17 protein-coding genes are annotated in these 15,932 nt (G+C 71.5%); 11 read left to right on the top strand and 6 right to left on the bottom strand.

Annotation, left to right across the window (positions count from 1 at the left end; genetic code table 11):
• Positions 1–13: 13 nt before the first annotated feature.
• The gene (locus AQI95_RS35580) at positions 14–1,732 is read right to left on the bottom strand and encodes a GAF domain-containing sensor histidine kinase (RefSeq protein WP_067133897.1); all 1,719 of its coding nucleotides are present in this window, start codon (positions 1,730–1,732) and stop codon (positions 14–16) included.
• 196 nt (positions 1,733–1,928) lie between these two features.
• Positions 1,929–2,996 carry a zinc-dependent alcohol dehydrogenase family protein gene (locus AQI95_RS35575; protein ID WP_067133895.1) on the bottom strand — a complete coding sequence of 356 codons (1,068 nt, stop codon included), beginning with the start codon at positions 2,994–2,996 and terminating at the stop codon, positions 1,929–1,931.
• Between the two features lie 477 nt (positions 2,997–3,473).
• Between AQI95_RS35575 and AQI95_RS35570 the strand changes: the two genes are divergently transcribed.
• From AQI95_RS35570 to AQI95_RS35555, 4 genes are all read left to right on the top strand, one after another.
• On the top strand, positions 3,474–4,157 hold the full coding sequence (locus AQI95_RS35570; protein WP_067133893.1) for an HdeD family acid-resistance protein: 684 nt from the start codon (positions 3,474–3,476) through the stop codon (positions 4,155–4,157).
• 226 nt (positions 4,158–4,383) lie between these two features.
• On the top strand, positions 4,384–5,058 hold the full coding sequence (locus AQI95_RS35565) for a CBS domain-containing protein (RefSeq protein ID WP_067133890.1): 675 nt from the start codon (positions 4,384–4,386) through the stop codon (positions 5,056–5,058).
• A gap of 79 nt (positions 5,059–5,137) precedes the next feature.
• On the top strand, positions 5,138–5,836 hold the full coding sequence (locus AQI95_RS35560; RefSeq protein WP_067133887.1) for a response regulator: 699 nt from the start codon (positions 5,138–5,140) through the stop codon (positions 5,834–5,836).
• A gap of 236 nt (positions 5,837–6,072) precedes the next feature.
• A complete protein-coding gene (locus AQI95_RS35555) occupies positions 6,073–7,584 on the top strand; it encodes a hypothetical protein (RefSeq protein WP_067133884.1) in 1,512 nt (503 codons plus the stop codon).
• Between the two features lie 41 nt (positions 7,585–7,625).
• Here AQI95_RS35555 and AQI95_RS35550 read toward each other — a convergent pair whose 3' ends face one another.
• Positions 7,626–7,973, bottom strand: a complete 348-nt coding sequence (locus AQI95_RS35550; RefSeq protein WP_067133881.1) for a hypothetical protein — start codon at positions 7,971–7,973, stop codon at positions 7,626–7,628.
• A gap of 107 nt (positions 7,974–8,080) precedes the next feature.
• Between AQI95_RS35550 and AQI95_RS45475 the strand changes: the two genes are divergently transcribed.
• Together AQI95_RS45475 and AQI95_RS35545 are read left to right on the top strand one after the other, a co-directional pair.
• Complete coding sequence (locus tag AQI95_RS45475; protein ID WP_244188947.1) at positions 8,081–8,257, top strand: hypothetical protein; 177 nt, start codon at positions 8,081–8,083, stop codon at positions 8,255–8,257.
• Between the two features lie 167 nt (positions 8,258–8,424).
• Positions 8,425–8,967 carry an RICIN domain-containing protein gene (locus AQI95_RS35545; RefSeq protein WP_067133878.1) on the top strand — a complete coding sequence of 181 codons (543 nt, stop codon included), beginning with the start codon at positions 8,425–8,427 and terminating at the stop codon, positions 8,965–8,967.
• A gap of 26 nt (positions 8,968–8,993) precedes the next feature.
• On the opposite strand, the gene AQI95_RS35540 is transcribed toward AQI95_RS35545, so the two are convergent.
• Positions 8,994–9,503 carry a DinB family protein gene (locus AQI95_RS35540; protein ID WP_067133875.1) on the bottom strand — a complete coding sequence of 170 codons (510 nt, stop codon included), beginning with the start codon at positions 9,501–9,503 and terminating at the stop codon, positions 8,994–8,996.
• 88 nt (positions 9,504–9,591) lie between these two features.
• On the opposite strand from AQI95_RS35540, the gene AQI95_RS46750 reads away from it, so the two are divergent.
• The gene (locus tag AQI95_RS46750; protein ID WP_067133872.1) at positions 9,592–10,308 is read left to right on the top strand and encodes a PaaI family thioesterase; all 717 of its coding nucleotides are present in this window, start codon (positions 9,592–9,594) and stop codon (positions 10,306–10,308) included.
• Between the two features lie 273 nt (positions 10,309–10,581).
• Here AQI95_RS46750 and AQI95_RS35530 read toward each other — a convergent pair whose 3' ends face one another.
• The gene (locus AQI95_RS35530) at positions 10,582–11,169 is read right to left on the bottom strand and encodes a TetR/AcrR family transcriptional regulator (protein ID WP_067134092.1); all 588 of its coding nucleotides are present in this window, start codon (positions 11,167–11,169) and stop codon (positions 10,582–10,584) included.
• An 82-nt stretch (positions 11,170–11,251) separates the two neighbouring features.
• On the opposite strand from AQI95_RS35530, the gene AQI95_RS35525 reads away from it, so the two are divergent.
• Complete coding sequence (locus tag AQI95_RS35525; RefSeq protein ID WP_067133869.1) at positions 11,252–12,055, top strand: SDR family NAD(P)-dependent oxidoreductase; 804 nt, start codon at positions 11,252–11,254, stop codon at positions 12,053–12,055.
• A gap of 109 nt (positions 12,056–12,164) precedes the next feature.
• Here the strand turns inward: AQI95_RS35525 and AQI95_RS35520 are convergent, their stop codons facing one another.
• A complete protein-coding gene (locus AQI95_RS35520) occupies positions 12,165–12,623 on the bottom strand; it encodes a MarR family winged helix-turn-helix transcriptional regulator (RefSeq protein ID WP_067133866.1) in 459 nt (152 codons plus the stop codon).
• A gap of 170 nt (positions 12,624–12,793) precedes the next feature.
• Here AQI95_RS35520 and AQI95_RS35515 point away from each other — a divergent pair, with 170 nt between their 5' ends.
• The 3 genes from AQI95_RS35515 to AQI95_RS35505 all read left to right on the top strand — a co-directional run bounded on the left by AQI95_RS35515 (position 12,794) and on the right by AQI95_RS35505 (position 15,888).
• Entirely contained in the window at positions 12,794–13,759 is a 966-nt protein-coding gene (locus AQI95_RS35515; RefSeq protein WP_067133863.1) for an alpha/beta hydrolase, read from the top strand.
• 244 nt (positions 13,760–14,003) lie between these two features.
• Positions 14,004–14,279 (top strand): trypsin-like serine protease, encoded by a 276-nt coding sequence (locus tag AQI95_RS35510; RefSeq protein WP_067133860.1) that lies wholly within the window; start codon positions 14,004–14,006, stop codon positions 14,277–14,279.
• A gap of 214 nt (positions 14,280–14,493) precedes the next feature.
• Complete coding sequence (locus AQI95_RS35505; protein WP_279617040.1) at positions 14,494–15,888, top strand: MFS transporter; 1,395 nt, start codon at positions 14,494–14,496, stop codon at positions 15,886–15,888.
• Positions 15,889–15,932: the final 44 nt, after the last annotated feature.

Raw genomic sequence — 15,932 nt, 5'->3', positions numbered from 1 at the left:
GCGGGGCGAGCGCCTATTTCGCGGGGAGCGGTACCTGCCACACCAGCACGGCGCCGCCGCTCCCAGGGGTGGTGATCTCCAGTCGGCCGCCGAGTTGTTCCGCCCGCTCGGCCATGTTGTGCAGGCCGCTGCGGCGGCCGTCGGGCGGGATGCCCACGCCGTTGTCCGACACTGTCAGGCGTACCTCTCGGCCGTCGGTCGCCAGCGCGACGTCCGCCCGGCCGGCGTGTGCGTGCCGGGCGATGTTGGTCAGAGCCTCCGAGAGCACGGCCACGACATGGTCGGCGATCTCGCGCGGCACATCGGTGTCGAGCAGGCCTTCCATGCGCACGCCGGGCGGGAAGCCCAGCACGCGCGCGGCCTCGCCGGCCACCTGGACGGCGCGTGCCCGCAGCCCGCTGCCGACGGCGTTGTCGCGGGTCCGCAGGCCGAAGATCGTCGAACGGATGATCTTGATGGTCTCGTCCAGGTCGTCCACGGCCCTCAGCACCCGCTCGGAGGCCTCGGGGTGCTCGACGAATCGGCCTGCGCTCTGCAGTGTCATCCCGGTGGCGAACAGCCGCTGGATGGCCAGATCGTGCAGATCACGGGCGATCCGGTCGCGGTCCTGGAGCACGGCGATCCGCTGGGCGTCCTGTCGGCGCTCGGTCAGCTCCATCGCGATCGCGGCCTGTGCGGCGTAGCCGAGCAGCAGCTCGGTCTCCTTGCCGGTGTAGATCGGCCGACCGCGCGGACGGGCCAGGAGCACCACGCCTCGCGTGCCGTCCTCGCCGGTGCCGATGGGGATGGCCACGGCGGGGCCGAGCCCTTGGAAGCGCGGCGGGTCGGCCGCGATCCGCTCGTCGTGGGTGACGTCGTCGCTGGTCACGGGGGCGGCGGCGGAGAATGCCAGCCCCATCAGGGTTCGGTCCAAAGGCAGCACCAGTCCCCTGTGCGCCTCCGCGTCGACGCCGACGGCGATCTCCACGCTGAGCGCCCCGCCGCCCTCCAGGGGCATCGCGACGGCGGCGAGGGCGGAGCCGGAGATCTCCCGGGCGCGTTCGGCGATGAGGCCCAGCGCTTCGGCGGGATCGCCGCGGGACATCAGGCTCTGGGTGATCTCCGCGTTCGCCCTCAGCAAGCGCTCGCGCAGCCTGGAGTCCTCGTACAGGCGGGCGTTGTCGATGGCGACGCCGGCGGCGACGGCGAGCGTGGACAGGACCGACTCGTCCTCCTCGTCGAACTCCAGGCCACCGCGCTTCTCGGTCAGGTACAGATTGCCGAAGACCTGGTCGCGGACCCGGATCGGGACGCCGAGGAAGCTGTTCATCGGCGGATGGTGAGCCGGGAAGCCGTACGAGGCCGGGTGCTGGGAGAGCTTTTCGAGCCGCAGGGGTTCCGGGTGGCGGATCAGCTCGCCGAGGATGCCGTGTCCCTCGGGCAGTGCGCCGATCGCGGCGATCTGCCGCTCGGTGACCCCTACGGTGTGGAAGCCCGACAGGGTCGTGCCGTCGGGGCCGATGACGCCCAGGGCCGCGTACTCGGCGTCCACCAAGGTCACGGCCGCTTCGACGATGGAGCGCAGGACGTGTTCCAGGTCCAGTTCCCGGCCGACGGCGAGGACCGCTCCGAGCAGGCCGTGCACACGGTCCCGGGTGCTGCGGACAGCGTCGATCCGGGCCTGCAGCTCTTCCAGCAGTTCGTCGAGTTTCAGCTGGGGCAGCAGGTCACGGGGCACTTCGGGAGTTCCCACCGTGCTCCTCCCGGTCCCTCGGCTCTCTCACCCGGCACGACGGGTCGCCTCCACCGTATCCCGCCCGGACGGGCCCGGGAATGCGGCCGAGCGGCAACCGGCCACCCGGCCGGAAGGGCCCCGGCGGACCCGCCCCGGCACGGGGCCGGTCGGCCCGGTCGGCCCGGTCGGGTGAGGCTCGCCGCCTGATGTCGCCTCAGGCCGTCGGCACGACCACTTCGTACCGCTCCCCGCCGAGCACGACCTTGAGCGCGCCTGTCTCTGCGGCCTTGGCGAAGACGTCGTACGCCTCTTCCAGTTGCTCCAGCGGGAAGGTGTGGGTGACCAGTTGTCCGGTGGGCAACCGGCCGGCGGCGGCCATCCGCAGCAGGGTCGGCGTGGAGTAGGTGTCCACCAGTCCGGTCGTGATGGTCACGTTCTTGATCCACAGCTCTTCGAGGTGCAGCGTGGCAGGCCTGCCGTGTACGCCGATGTTGGCCACATGCCCGCCGGGGCGGACCATGCGGGTGCACAGCTCGAAGCTCTCGGGGACGCCGACCGCCTCCATGACCACGTCCGCGCCGAGCCCGTCGGTCAGATCGGCGACCAGCTGGTCGGGAGCCTCCCGGGCGTCCGCGACCGCGTCGGCGCCGAGCCGGTGGGCCGCCTCCAGCCGGGCCGGGGCCAGATCCACGGCGATGATCCGCTCGGGCGAGAAGAGCCGGGCGGTGGCGATCGCGGCGAGCCCGATGGGACCGGCGCCGACGATGGCCACGGTGTCGCCGGGACGTACGCCCCCGTTGAGGACGCCCACCTCGTAGGAGGTCGGGAAGATGTCCGCGAGCAGCACGGCGTCCTCGCTGCGGACGGCGCCGGGCAGCAGGTGGACGGACAGGTCGGCGTAGGGGACGCGGACGTACTCGGCCTGGGTGCCGTCGATCAGACGGCCGAGGATCCACCCTCCGCCGCCCCGGCACTGACCGTAGCTGCGCTCCCGGCAGAAGCGGCACCGGCCGCACGAGGTGATGCAGGACATCAGGACCCGGTCGCCGGGCCGTACGGTGCGCACATCGCCGCCGACCTCGACGATCTCACCGACCGCCTCGTGGCCGAGCACCGTGCCGGGGTGCACCTCGGGCACATCGCCCTTGAGGATGTGCAGGTCCGTCCCGCAGATCGTCACGACGCCGACCTTCACGATCGCGTCGGTCGGCTCCTTGATGCCGGGGTCCGGGACGTCCTGCCAGGAGGCCTGTCCGGGACCATGGAAGACGAAGCCCTTCATGGCTTTCCTCACCCTCTTCCGTCGATGCGTCGTGGGTTCGGCGGTTTCCGGCGCAGGGCCGGAAACCGCCCCGCACGTTCAGCTTCGCCGGTGCGGGAACCGTTCGCTTGGGCCGTCCGGCTCTCGTGGCCGGGTCTGACACACTCACCGCGAACCCGCATCTCGACGTCGTACTGGATCCATGTCCGGTCGCCTGCGTCGACCGCGCCGGGCTGGGCGCCGTCCAGGTCCTGATGTGACGGTCGGGCGAGATCGGCGGGCACGCGGAGTGCCGGGCGCCGATTGGTGACACTGGGCCAAAGACGCTGGTACGGCGGCTGATTCGGTACTCGCCCGGGGGGGCGGCAGGTCTGGTGCGCGCACCCAATCATCCCCCCGAGGAGCACCGACTGATTTCCCCAGGCGGGACTGGGCCATATGAGTGACGATGGAGGTGTCCTGATCTGTCCGCGTTGTTCCACGAGAGGGGTGGGCAGCATGACGGTCCCCTCGGAATCCTCGGGCAGCGGCCCGCCGCCCGAAGCCCAGCCCCAGTCCTCCATGTCGGGGAGCGAAGCCCTGGGCGCCCTGGCGAACTTCGGTTGGCAGGCCCTGTTCACCATCGGTCTGGCATCGATAGCCCTGGGTGTGGTCATCCTGGCGTGGCCGGGTGAGACGCTGCGGGTAGTCGGCGTGCTCTTCGGTGCATTTCTGCTGGTCAGCGGGATCTTCCAGTTGGCCGCCGCCTTCGGTGCGCACGTACCCGGGCATCTGCGGGCACTGCACTTCATCACGGGCGCGCTGTGTGTGCTGCTCGGACTGGTCTGCTTCCGGGGCACCCTGGAATCGGTCCTGCTGCTCGCCCTCTGGATCGGCTTCGGCTGGCTGCTTCGCGGCATCATGATGACGACGGCCGCGGCGTCGTCCCCGGACATGCCGGCCCGGGGTTGGCTGCTGTTCCTGGGCATCATCACGCTGCTCGCAGGCATCGTGCTGATCGTCCTGCCGTTCGGCTCGATCGCCGCGCTCACTCTGGTGGCGGGCATCATGGCGATGGTCCTGGGAGTGGTCGAGGTGTTCCACGCGATACAGCTGCGTGTCGAAGCCGGTCGGCTGTCCGAGGGCACCGCACCGAAGCAACGGCGGTCCCTGTTCCACGCTCACCCCCACCCTCAGCACTGAGCGCCCGCTCACCTCCTCTCGCCCGCCCGGCTGTTCACGGCCGTTCGTGCGGGCGTGACTGTGTCGGCGTTGGCCGACCGCTTCCCGGGGAAGCGGTCGGCCATCTGCTCGCACGGGTGTTGTCGCTCCGTGCGCCCCCGGAGGGCCGAGTGGCCCATGGTCACCTCTTCTGCACCGGCCCAGGCTGGAAGGGGGCAGGAGCGACCCAGATCTCACGGAGGTCACCATGTACGGCACCCCGCACATCGTCAGCGATGTCATGACCCAGACGGTCGCCGCCGTCGGCCGGCGGGCCCCCTTCAAGGAGCTCGTGCAGCTCATGCAGGACTGGCAGGTCAGCGCCCTGCCGGTGATCGAGGGCGAAGGCCGGGTGGTCGGCGTGGTCTCGGAGGCCGACCTGCTGCCCAAGGAAGAGCTGAGGGACGACCCCGACGCGGCGTACCTTCAGCTGCGCAGAGCCGTGGACGTCGCGAAGGCCGGAGCGACGACCGCGGGCGATCTCATGACCTGCCCCGCCCTCACCGTCCGGGCCGACGCCACCGTCGCCGAGGCGGCGCGGTTCATGGCGCAGGGCGGAGTGAAGCGGCTGCCCGTCGTCGACGAGACCGGCCTGCTCCGGGGGGTCGTCAGCCGGGCGGACCTCCTCAAGGTCTTTCTGCGCGACGACGAGGACATCGCCCAGGAAGTCCGGCGCGAGATCGTGTCGTACCTCTTCCCCCTGTCCTCCGCGACCCTCCAGGTCGAGGTGGACGGCGGAGTCGTCACGTTGACGGGCCGTATCCGCGACAGGGCTCTGGTACCGGTGGCCGCGCGCCTGGTGCGCGCCGTGGAGGGCGTGGTGGACGTGCGGTTCGACCTCGTGCACGACGAGCATGGAGTGAGTGGGGCCGGTCGGCCCTAGTCCGTACGGCGTCCACAGGTCATGATCGTCCCCATGGACGGTCCGCAGTCTGTCCGTCGCCGGGGAACGAGGGGTCGCCATGACCGAGCCACGCACCTTCACCGAGCAGGATCCGATCCGTGTGTTCCTGCTGGACGACCATGAAGTCGTCCGGCGTGGACTGGCCGATCTGCTCGACGCCGAACCGGACATCCACGTGGTCGGCGACGCGGACACCGCCGAGCACGCGCTCACCCGGGGCCCCGCGCTGCGCCCGCATGTCGCTGTGCTCGACGTCCGCCTGCCCGACGGCGACGGCATCACCGTATGCCGCGAACTGCGCAGCAGGATGCCCGAGTTGGCCTGTCTGATGCTGACCTCCTTCGACGACGAGGAGGCCCTGCTGGACGCGATCATGGCTGGAGCCTCCGGTTACGTCCTGAAACAGATCAAGGGCTCCGATCTCGTCTCGGCGATCCGTACCGTCGCCGCGGGACAGTCGATGCTCGACCCCGCGACCACGGCGCGCCTGATGCACTCCCTGCGGGGTCCGGCCGCGCCTCCCTCGGTGCCGCCGGAGCTGGCGGGCCTGTCGCCCCGGGAACGGGACATCCTCGCTCTGATCGGCGAAGGCCTCACCAACCGGGAGATCGGCAAGGAGCTGTACCTGTCGGAGAAGACCGTCAAGAACCACATCTCGCGGATGCTGTCCAAACTGGGCGTCCAGCGCCGGGTCCAGGCGGCGGTCCTCGCCTCCCACGTGGAGCCGCAGGGCTCGATGGGCCACACGGCTCACTGAGTCGCGGGCGGGCCGGAGAAGGTGCAGCGGACGGAACCACGCCCGCTCCTGGCACTGGGCGGTGACGGACACGCCCACGCGCCGACGGCACGGTGCGGCACGTCATCGACGAAACGCTCGCCTTCCCGTACCCGCAGGGGAGAACCACCCTGCCGATGTGCCTGCCTGAGCACGGTCAGAGCCCTCCGGTGCGAAATCCACGGGCCATACGATCGAGATCCGAGCAGGATGGGTCCGTGAACCATGTGTTGTGCGGGCTCGCCGCAAATCCGTCGCTGCCCTCCGAGCTGGTCGACCGGCTGATCGCGCTCGGGGACGCCGACGTCTGCTGGGAGCTTGCCGCTCGTGCGGACCTCGGTCGAGCGCAGGTGGCTGCGCTGGCCGCGTGCGGAGAGGAGATCGCCGTACGACTGGCGCGCGAGGGCCGGCTGTCCGCCGCGGACGTCGATCCCCTGACACAGCCGTACGCCGCGCTCGCTCTGCTCGACGAGGGGGTCTGCCGACCGGAGTGGGCGCGTCTCCTCGCAGGCCGTCCGATCACCGAGTACCGGGAGAAGCTGGCCGCCTGCCCCGCCCTGCCGCCGGATGTGACGGAGACGCTCGCCGCCGACCCGGACGTGCGCGTGGTCGCGGAACTCGCGCTGTGGACCACGCCGGAGACGGCCGCCCGGCTCGCGAGACATCCGCATGCCGAGGTCCGCCGCGCGGTGGCGGCGAACGAGGCGACTCCACCGGCCGTACTGGCGATGCTGCTCAACGGCGAGGGGATTGCTCCGGCGCGGCGGTGCCTGGTCTGCGACCGCGAACCGACACCGTTCGTGCACAACCCCAACTGCCCACGGCCCGACTGCGATCTGCCCCGCGGCGCCGCCTGCGACGGCTCCCACCAGTCCACCGTGTTCGAGACGCGGCACGTGGCTCTGCTCAACCCCGCCACGCCGATCGACGCCGCCGTCCAACTCGCCGACCACGCCTCGATGCTGCTGCGGTGCGCACTGGCGGCCCGGCCCGACCTGCCGCCGTCGACCGCCGCACGACTCGCCGGGGATCCGCTTCCCGCAGTCCGCGCCGAGCTGGCCGGAAATCCCGCGATCGACGGTGCCCTGATGCGTGCGTTGGCCTCCGACCAGGGCCACGACGTGCAGCGCGCGCTGGCGCACAACCCGAAGGTGCCGCTCGACGTGCTCACCCGTCTGACGGGCGTCACCAAGATCGGCCCGACGCTGCTGCCACGGATCGCCGCCGCCTCTGCGGCTGAGGTCGCGGACCTCGCACAGTCGCCGTATCCGACCGTGCGCATGCTCGTGGCGCACCGAGGCACATTGCCGGCCCAGGTCCGCGACGCGCTGGCCGCCGACCCCGACGCCAAGGTCGTCAAGTCCGTCGCGCCGCACCCGGGCCTTTCCGAAGCACAGCTGCGTGACATGGTCGCCCGGCACGGGGTCCGGGTCGTGGCCAAGGTGGCGGCCAACCCGGACGCGTCCCCCGTTCTGCTGGCGGAACTGACCCGGCACGAACCACCGGTGCAGAAAGTCTTCCGCGAGGTCGCCCGGCACCGCAACGCCACGGCCCCGGCTCTGCTCGCCTGCCTCGCGGACGCACGAGCAAGGCCCGTGGCCGCCGCTCACCCGGCCCTGCCTCCGTCGGCCGTCACCGGACTGCTCACCGACGACGACTGGCGAGTGGTGGAGGCAGCCGCCGGCAACCCGTCGCTACCGCCCGCCGTGATGGCCGAGTTGACGCCCTGACAGGTCGCCGTCCCGATCGGGCTGCCCGGTCACGGCCGGTGTCACAGGGTGGCCGGCGTACCGATGCCGTGGAGCAGGGTGCTGACGACGCGGGTGGCGAGGGCGTCCACGGTGCCGTCGGTGTCCGGCGCCTCGGCCGCCGCCTCGTGGATGAGGGCGTAGGAGACGCGCCGCGCCCATTCCAGATCGGTGTCAGGCCGTAGGAGTCCGGTGTCGCAGAGGCGGGTGAACAGCCGCTCGCACTGGGCCAGTACGTCGGCGTGCTCGCGCGCGACGGCGGGCGGGGCGGTGTCCGGCCGGGCGGCTTGGACGGCATCGTGAAACCGCCGGGTCGCCCATGCCGCCAGCGCGGCGATCAGGGCCTCCCGTGAGGCGAACCGCCGGTGCACGGTGGTCCGGGCGACCCTGCGGCCTCCGCGATCTGTTCCATCGACGCTGCCGGATTCGCGGACTGCGGCAGAGCCCCACCGGCTACGGCGCCGAACTGGCCGCGTCCATGGGCGTCCCGCACACCGACCTCCTGGCCGGACTCCCGGCGGCGGGCATGCTCATCGACCGGCTCATCGACCCGGACGAGGTCGCGGCGCTCGTCACCTACCTCGCCTCACCGCTCGCCGCCGCGACCACCGAAGCCGACCACATCATCGACGGCGGAGCGGTGAAGACCGCCTAGCCGCACGGCCCCGGGGGGAGGAGGGAGGAGGGAATCGGCCGACTCACCCGAGCGGCCCGGTCATCCCTTCGGGGGGTTTGACGCGGCAATGGCCGTCGCTCACAGACATGCCGAGCGAGCATCGGCTGCGTCGTGGCTTCGAGAAGGGGACGAGAAGGGGAGATGCCGTGAGGTCACCGCGTGCGCGACTGGCACTGGTCGTCGCCGGGCTGCTGACGGCCCTGGTGGCCGGGGCACCGGGCTCCGGTGCGTCGACCAGGGTCGCAGACCCCGCGCTTCGGGCCGGCGTGGGCCCGTTTCGGGTCAGGAACCAGGGCACGGGGCGGTGCATCGGCTTCCCTGCGGGAGACGACCGTACGCGTACGTGGGACTGCACGACGGAGGCGTACCAGCTCTGGGATCTGGTCGCGGACGGACTGGGCCGGTACCAGATGGTGAACAGGAGAGACGGTCGCTGCCTTGCGGGCTGGGCGCAGGGGCCGGAGCGCTGGGCCACTTGGCTGAGCACATGCGACCGCACTTTCCGCGACGTGGACCAACTCTGGTACGTCTATCCGGCCAGCTCCGCCGATCCGGCCCCGATCGCCAATCTCTACGGGCGAGTCCTGGAACCCGACCGCGGTCGGGGCGGAGCCAACGAAGCGCCGGCCGTCATCTACGACAACCAGGGACTGCCCGATCAGCAGTGGACACTGAAGTACGTCATGTGACGTCGTGACGGTGGGTCAAGGGCGGGTCAGGCTCCGACCGTGCCGTCCACGCCCTCGCGGAGGAAGTCCGCGTGGCCGTTGTGGCGGCCGTACTCCAGGATCATGTGGAGCATCACCATCCGCAGGGACACGTCCTCGCCCCAGCGCGGCTGGTGTCCGGCGAGGTCCAGGGACTCGGCCTCACGCTCGATGCGGCGCGAGTGCTCGACCTCGGCCTGCCACACCGAGAACGCCTCCTCGGCCCGCGCGCCCGTGGTGTCGTACGCCGCCTGGAAGTCGAACTCCTTCTCCGACCAGAGCATCGGGGCCGCGTTGTCGTCGAACACCCTGCGGAACCAGGCGCGTTCGGCCTCCGCCAGGTGGCGGACCAGGGCCAGCAGGGAGAGCGTCGACGGCGGGCTCGACCGCTCCTTGAGCTGCTCCTCCGTCAGACCCTCGCACTTCATCGCCAGGGTCGCCCGGTGGAACTCCAGGAAGGCCCGCAACGTCTCGCGCTCGGTGCCGAAGTGAGGCGGGCCAATGCGTTCGACGGTCACGGCGGGTTCCTCTCAGAGGCGAGCTGGGGCGTCGAACATACCCCGTCCCTCCGGTCCCGGGGGACGAGGGTGTGGTGGAGTGAGCGCCATGACCGACATCGAGACGATCACGGTGCCCGGCCATCTGCGGGGGTACCCCGGGGTGGCGTTCGGCGGATACGTAGCGGGGGTGCTCGCGAGCCGGGTGGCGGCCAAGGCCGTGCGGGTGGACTTCCGGCGGCCGACCCCGGTGGAGGTACCGGTGGGGCTCGCCGAGACCGCGGACGGCGGGGCCGTACTGACCGGCGCGGACGGGGTGCTCGCGGTGGCCACGCCCGACGAGCTGGACCTCGAAGCCCCCGAACCGCCCTCCTGGGACGAGGCGTCGGCGGCCGCCGAGGCGTACCGCGCGGCTCCGCCGCAGGGAAGCGTGGACTGCTTCGGGTGCGGCCTGGACCGCACACCCGACACCGGGCTGCGCCAGCACTGCGGGGTCGTGCCAGGACGGGACCTGGTGGCCGCCGCGTGGACGGCCGGGCCCGCGCTCGCGGACACCGAGGGGATGCTGCGGGCGGAGTTCGTGTGGGGTGCGCTCGACTGCCCCGGGAACGCGGCAGGGCGGCTGCGGGGAGGGCTGACGCAGGGCGCGGTGACCGCCTCGCTCACGGCTCGCCTGATCCGACCGGTGCCGGTTTCCTCACGGCTGGTGTCGTACGCGTGGGTCCTCGCGGAGGAAGGGCGCAAGCACCGGGTGGGTGTTGCCCTGGCCACGGCGGACGGCGACCCTTGCGCGATCGCCTCGGCGCTGTGGGTGGACCTCCGATAGCACCTGCGGCGTTGGCCGCAGGCCGCCGAAATCGGCCTCTGCGGCCCAAGGGAGGGCATGTCCTGGCCGATGAACGGCAGTTCACGGTGACAAGTGCCGCGACAGTCCGCTGAGGGAGGAGACCGGCCGGGTGTCCGCACCGGCCGGGCGAGCGTTGAGGAGCGAGCCCCGGCCCGCCCGCTCCCGCCGGGCACGAACTCATTCGGGCAGCGCGGCCTGGCTGGTGGGAAGTGGGATGCGCACCGCCGGAACGCCCGGCGGCTTGCCCCCTCCTCAGTCCTCTCCGCGCACCGCTGCGAGGCACTGGTCGTAGAGGTCCGCCAGGTCGAGTCGTCCGTCGTGTCCGGCCCAGAGTTCGGTCGCCGTGTCGACGCAGGCGAAGGCCGTCGCGACGATCGCCTTGGCGCGCGGGTCGGGGGAGGACGGGTCGGTGGTGGTGCCCAGGCGGGCCTGGATGACGGGGACGAGTTCGGTCTGCCAGCGCAGTCGCTTCTCGATGTAGCGGGCGTGCAGCGAGGGCGTGGCGAAAATGAGGCGGGACAGCTCCAGCACCCGCTCCGGGGTGTGGTTGGCGGTCAGGATGACCTCGAATCCGGCGCGCAGGGCGTCCCAGGCGGAGACCTCGGCCGGCTGCTGCTCGACGGTCCGCCTGAGCAGCTCGCCCAGCGCCTCCTGGTCTCCACAGACCAGGTCCTCCTTGGTGCCGAAGTACCGGAAGAGGGAGCGCTGCGAGATCCCCGCTTCCCGAGCGATCTGAGCGATCGTCGTCTGCTCATAGCCCTGCTCCGCGAACAGGCGAACCGCGGTGTCCAGGATCGCCTGAACGGCGACCTGCCGCGAACGGTCCCACAAGGTCGTCATGAACATCAGACTACCCCTCTAGACAGCAGCCGCCCACTTGGCATTAACTGCCAGAAAGGCAGTAGCTGAAAGAAGGGCAACCATGACCGCCGTCGACTACCGCGGACAGACCACACTGATCACCGGCGCCAGCGCGGGCCTGGGCGCCGAGTTCGCTCGCCAGCTCGCCGCACGAGGCTCCGATCTGGTGCTGGTCGCCCGCCGCAAGGAACGCCTGGAGGCGCTGGCCGCCGAGCTGCGCGCACAGCACCGCATCCAGGTCGACGTGGTGGAGATGGACCTGGCCACGGGTGATCCCGGGCAGGCGCTGGCCACGCACACGGAGCGACTCGGTCTGCACGTCACCAGCGTGATCAACAACGCCGGATTCGCCTCCTTCGGCCCCTTCCACCAGGCGGATCCGGTACGGCTGCGTCAGGAGATCGCCGTCGACGTCACCGCGGTGGCCGACATCAGCCGGGCCTTCGTCGAGCAGCTGCGCACGGCGGGGCGCGGGGTGCTGGTCAACGTGGCGAGCATGGCCGCCTACCAGCCCAACCCGCGCATGGCCCTCTACGGGGCGACGAAGGCGTTCGTACTGAGCCTCACCGAGGCGTTGTGGGAGGAGTCGCGCGGTACCGGGTTGAGGGTGCTGGCCCTGTCGCCCGGCGCCACCCGCACCGAGTTCTTCGACGTCGTGGGAACCGACCGGGCCGCCGGAGGCACCAGGCTCGCCTCTCCCGTCGAGGTCGTAGGCACCGCGCTGGACGCCCTGGACCGCAGGAACCCGCCGCCCAGCGTCATCGTGGGACGCATGAACCGGGTGATGGCCTCCCTCGCGCGCCGCCTGGCCACTCGGCGGCAGGTCATCCGGGCCATCGGCCGACTCACCGCCAAGGAGGCATGACGGGGGGGCGGACGGCGGGTCGGGCTTCGCCGGCTCGCGCGGCCGGCGCCGACGGCAGCAGACGCTGAAGTGCCGCCCGTCCGCCCGGCGGTCGGCTCGCCCGGTGGGGTCAGCCGCGGGTGACGTTCTCGGTGAGCAGGCGGAGCAGGTGCTTGGCGATGGCGTCCTGCTCGGGGGTGAGACCCATGGCCTCGCCGATGGCCAGGGGGACGGTGCGGGCCTTCTCGCGGAGATCCGCACCGGCCCGGGTGAGGCGTACGGCGACGGAGCGTTCGTCGTCGGCGCGTCGCTCGCGGTGGATCAGGCCTCCGGCTTCCAGGCGCTTGAGCAGAGGCGAGAGCGTGCTGGATTCCAGCTGGAGCGCGGTGCCCAGCTCGCGGACGGAGACCGAGCCCTCCTCCCACAGCACCAGCATGACCAGGTACTGCGGATAGGTCAGTCCCAGCTCTTGCAGCAGCGGCCGGTAGCGCGTGGTGACCGACCGCGAGGCGGCATAGAGGGCGAAGCAGAGCTGGTCCTGCAGCAGGAGCGAGCCCTGTTCTCCGGCGTGGTGCGCTTCCTGGTCCATGACTCCGGCCCTGACATCGAGTGATCGCGAGGCTCCACCTTACCATTCCGGGTCCCCACGACTACATAATCTCCGATTTAGTTGTGCACGACTTAATCGCACAGTATCTTTCTTCTCGTACCCGCCGGTCGGCCGTCCTGACCGCCGGCACGACCCACGAGGAGCGCCCCATGTCCGAGACCGCCACCCGCCCGGTGCTGGAGCCGGCCGCCGCCGCCTTCGCCGAGGCCACCGCGAACCCGCCGTACCTCTTCGACCTCGGTCCGGCCGAGGGCCGCAAGGCCGTCGACGAGGTGCAGTCGGGCGCGATCGCCAAGCCGGAGGTCGCCGAGGAATGGGTGACCGTCCAGGGCGGCCCCACCGGATCGGTCCGGGCCCGCATCGTCCGGCCGGCCGGCGCCGAGGGCACACTGCCGGTGATCGTCTACATCCACGGTGCCGGCTGGGTCTTCGGCAATGCCCACACCCACGACCGGCTGGTGCGCGAACTGGCCGTCGGCGCCCGAGCGGCCGTCGTCTTCCCCGAGTACGACCTCTCCCCCGAGGCCCGCTACCCGGTCGCCATCGAGCAGAACTACGCCGTCGCCCAATGGGTCGTCCGCGAGGGCGCGGCCAACGGCCTGGACGCCACCCGGATCGCGGTGGCCGGCGACTCCGTCGGCGGAAACATGTCCGCCGCGCTGACCCTGATGGCCAAGGAGCGCGGGGACGTCCCGCTGGTGCAGCAGGTGCTGTTCTACCCGGTGACCGACGCCGCCTTCGACACCGATTCCTACCACCAGTTCGCGGAGGGCTACTTCCTGCGCCGCGACGCCATGCACTGGTTCTGGGATCAGTACACCACCGACGAGAGCGAGCGCGGCCGGATCACCGCCTCGCCGCTGCGCGCCACCGTCGACCAACTGCGCGACCTGCCCCCGGCCCTGGTCATCACCGCGGAGGCCGACGTGCTGCGCGACGAGGGCGAGGCCTACGCCGACAAGCTCCGTCAGGCCGGTGTCCCGGTCACCGCCGTGCGCTACCAGGGCGTCATCCACGACTTCGTCATGCTCAACGCCCTGCGCGAGACCCACGCCGCGGAAGCCGCGATCAGCCAGGCCGTGGCCACCCTGCGGACGGCTCTCGGTACCGCGTAGCGCGGCTCCTCCAGTCTGCGGTCCGGGCGGTGCGGCCGCCCGGACCGCGGCATCTCCGGCTCACCGAGCCGGACTTGCTCCGGTGCTCCCCCTGCACCCGGCGGCGTCCGCGGTCCCGCCACTTCGGACTCGGCCAGGGCAACGCGGGGCCTCGTTCGGGTGATTGAAGATCGGCGGGGTTGTCGCAGGGCGGTACCGTCCGCACCCTGAAATGGACGAATGCCCGCGCACCGGAGGTTTCGCAGTGGCCGCACGATCAGCCGTCCTCAACGCCGCGTTCGCCTCGATTCTGGCGTTCGGCGCCGCCGGGACTGCCATGGCAGCCGGCCACGAAGCCTCGAACGGCTCGGAGGTGATCCTTTCCCGTGGTGGGGCGTACCACCACTGCGGAGGATCCATCATCAGTGAGGAATGGGTGCTGTGCGCAGCGCACTACGCCCAGGGATCCGTCGGCGACTACCGGCTCGTCGCCGGGAATCACCGCACCGGACGGCACGAAGGGAACGAGCGGCGCCGCTGAACCACCCGGGAAGGCGGTACGGGAGGGCCCGGCCATTCTCCGGGCCGTCGGCCGCGCGATGGTTCCGAGGTGTGGGGTCCGCGCTCCGCCGCCAAGATGGAGGAGTGGCACGGGAAAGCGGCCGATCGGTCCCGCGGGGGCCGGCGAGGCCGGGATTCAGCTCCACCAGCCGGTTCCGGGTCGGGTTCTGGGGCCGGGGACCGGCGACACCGTCGTGACCGGGGCGCCCGCACCTGCCGCCGAGCCTGCCGTACGCCCCGGCCGGAGTTCTGCGGCACCGCTGCTGGCGGTGTGCACGGGGTACTTCATGGTGATCCTCGACGTGACGATCATCAACGTCGCCGTGCCCGTGGTGGGCCGGGACCTGTCGGCCTCGCTCACCGGCGTGCAGTGGATCACGGACGGTTACACCCTGGTCCTCGCCGGATTCCTGATGACCGGCGGCGCGCTCGGCGACCGGCTGGGCAACCGGCTCGTCTTCTGCTGCGGCGTGGTGGTGTTCACACTGGCCTCGGCCGCGTGCGCGTTCGCCCCCACCGCTTCGGCTCTGGTGGCGGCCCGGCTGGTGGAGGGGCTCGGTGCGGCGCTGATCGTGCCCGGTTCGCTCGCCCTGATCCAGCAGTCCTTTCCGGCGCCCGCCGCCCGCTCGTGGGCCTTCGGCCTGTGGGGCTCGATGGCGGGCGTCGCCGCCTCCGTCGGACCGTTGCTCGGCGGGCTTCTGGTCACCACCGTGGGCTGGCGGTGGGTGTTCCTCATCAACCTGCCCGTCGGGACGGCATGTCTGCTGCTCACGCTGCGGCATGTGGACACCTCCCCGCGGCGCGCCGACCGCGCCCTGGACTGGCCGGCACAGTGCGCGGTGGTCGTGTCGGTGGCCCTGCTCACTGCCGCGCTCAACGAGGCGGGCCGCCGCAGCTGGTCCGATCCCGCCGTCCTTGCCGGGCTGGCGCTGGCGGTCGTAGCGGCAGCCGCGTTCGTCGTGCGCGAGCGGTGGGCACGCTCACCCGCCCTGCCCCTGAGCGTGCTGCGCTCCAGGACGATGAGTGGCGGAGCCGCCATCGGGCTGCTGTTCAACTTCGGCTTCTACGGGATGGTGTTCACCGCCAGCCTGTACTTCCAGCACCAACGCGGCTTCAGCGCCCTGGCGACAGGTGCGGCGCTGTTCCCCGCGGTGGCGACGACCATGTTCGCGTCCGTCCTGTCCGGACGGCTGTCCCGCCGTACCGGGGACCGCCCGCTGGTCGTCTCGGGGATGCTGCTGGCGGCGCTGGGGCTGGCCGGGTGGGCGGCGGCTGGGGCCGATGCCGCCTACGCGGCGTTGGTGGCTCCGATGATGGCGGCGGGTTTCGGCACCTCGTTCGCCCTCACCGGGTCGACCGCGACCGTGATGGCGGCGGCACCCCCGGAGTACTCGGGTGCCGCTTCCGCCTTGTTCAACACCACCCGCCAGATCGGCAGCGCGACCGGCGTGGCCCTGGGCGGCAGCCTTCTCGCCACGGGCAGCGACTACGGCACCGGCCTGCGCATCGCCATGGCCGTGGGGGCCCTCGCCTACCTGACCGCAGCGGGCCTCGCCCTGAGATGCGTGCCGGCGAAGCCCGACCCGTAGGGGGAACGGGCACGACACGGGGACATGCCGAGCGTTCCTCGCGG

The sequence above is a fragment of the Streptomyces yokosukanensis genome (genome assembly GCF_001514035.1).
Lineage (GTDB): Bacteria > Actinomycetota > Actinomycetes > Streptomycetales > Streptomycetaceae > Streptomyces > Streptomyces yokosukanensis.
Note: the sequence above shows the minus strand (reverse complement) of the source record. Positions and strands in the feature narration are given on the sequence as shown.